Genomic DNA, 1,248 nt, shown 5'->3' on the forward strand with positions numbered 1-1,248 from the left:
CGCCGGAATACGTTGAAGGCGTGACGCTCCATGTGCGAGACGTCGGCAATCATCGCGATGCCTTCGTCGCTGAGCGTGAGCCCGCTCTGGTCGCGCAGGAACAGCTTGCAGCCGATGCTCTCTTCGAGCCGGTCGACCCGGCGCATCAGAGTCGTGCTGGTGAGCCCGAGCTCCTCGGCGGCGTTGCGGAAACTTTTATATTTTGCGCAAGCTAAAAACAGCTTCAAATCGTCCCAGGATGCGTCCAGGGCTTCTTCACGGTGCTGCGTCATCGCAGCRCCCCGGTGCAATAGTTGCTGCATACTCTTGATCCCCAGACGCTAGGCTCATCATCAAAGCGGGGCACGAAGCGCCGAACGATAGAGGGGCGACATGGGTATGGAAAGGGGCCGGTTTGCCGCAAGGCATGATTTCGACGCGCTGCCGCTCAGCCCGGACATCGACGTCCGTTGCGCAAAGATTTCCGAAATTGCCGCGCTTTCCGACATGGCGCGCCGCCTGGTGCCGGGCGTGCGGCTCGAGACGGCGGAGCTTGCAAGATATTTCACCTTCGATCCCCAGAGCATCCTGACCTTCAGCCGGACGGGCGATCTGCTCGGCGGCATGGCCTTCCTGTTTCTGAGCGATCGCGGACATGATGCGCTGCTGCTCGACGAGATCTGCCTGACCGCGCCCGAGACGCGCTATCTCGCTACCGCCAGGGAGGAGGTTGCCGCGGTCTACATCTGGGCGATCGCGGCGACGGGACGCGGCATCGCCGGACTCGGCAAGGCGGCTGCCCATCTGCGCCAGGAGCGGTTTCGCGCCGCTGATTGCTATGCGCAGCCTTCGACCGCAGCCGGACGCGACATCATGAGGGCGACCGGCTTCGAACCCATCCCGAGCTTCCAACCCGACCTCTGGTGTTACGAGCGGCCATGGAACCGGCGGCCGATGCGCATGCCCGGCTCGATCATCCAAGCAAGGAGTTTTGCAGATGCACGGCACTAGGATTCCTCTCGCCAAGCCGGACTCCCGCGCCATCACCATCAGGCTCGCGCGTGATCCCAACGATCTCATGCTCATCACCGCGATCCGCGCCGCGGTCTATCTCGCCGAGCAGGACTGTCCGTTCGAGGAGGAGTTCGACGGCAACGACATGGTGGCCGCGCACTTCATCGGCTTCGTCGGCAACGAGMCTGCGGGCTGCCTGCGGGTACGCTTCTTCGGCGAATTCGCCAAGGTCGAGCGGCTCGCGGTGCGCCATCA

2 protein-coding genes and 1 pseudogene are annotated in these 1,248 nt (G+C 63.6%); 2 read left to right on the top strand and 1 reads right to left on the bottom strand.

Annotated elements, in window-relative coordinates; translation table 11 throughout:
* On the bottom strand, positions 1-302 hold a 302-nt coding region (locus ACXJL8_RS41490), incomplete at its 3' end, for a helix-turn-helix domain-containing protein (protein ID WP_456687084.1).
* Between the two features lie 70 nt (positions 303-372).
* On the opposite strand from ACXJL8_RS41490, the gene ACXJL8_RS41495 reads away from it, so the two are divergent.
* On the top strand, positions 373-990 hold the full coding sequence (locus ACXJL8_RS41495) for a hypothetical protein (RefSeq protein WP_456621915.1): 618 nt from the start codon (positions 373-375) through the stop codon (positions 988-990).
* Positions 977-1,248: pseudogene (locus ACXJL8_RS41500) on the top strand (GNAT family N-acetyltransferase); the annotation flags it as partial. The gene ACXJL8_RS41495 and the pseudogene ACXJL8_RS41500, both read left to right, overlap by 14 nt.

Source organism: Bradyrhizobium sp. P5_C11_2 (genome assembly GCF_054049755.1).

Bases quoted from the DNA above. Each gene is read 5' to 3' on its own strand.
- ACXJL8_RS41495 (WP_456621915.1), top strand. From the start codon at position 373: ATGGGTATGGAAAGGGGCCGGTTTGCCGCAAGGCATGATTTCGACGCG.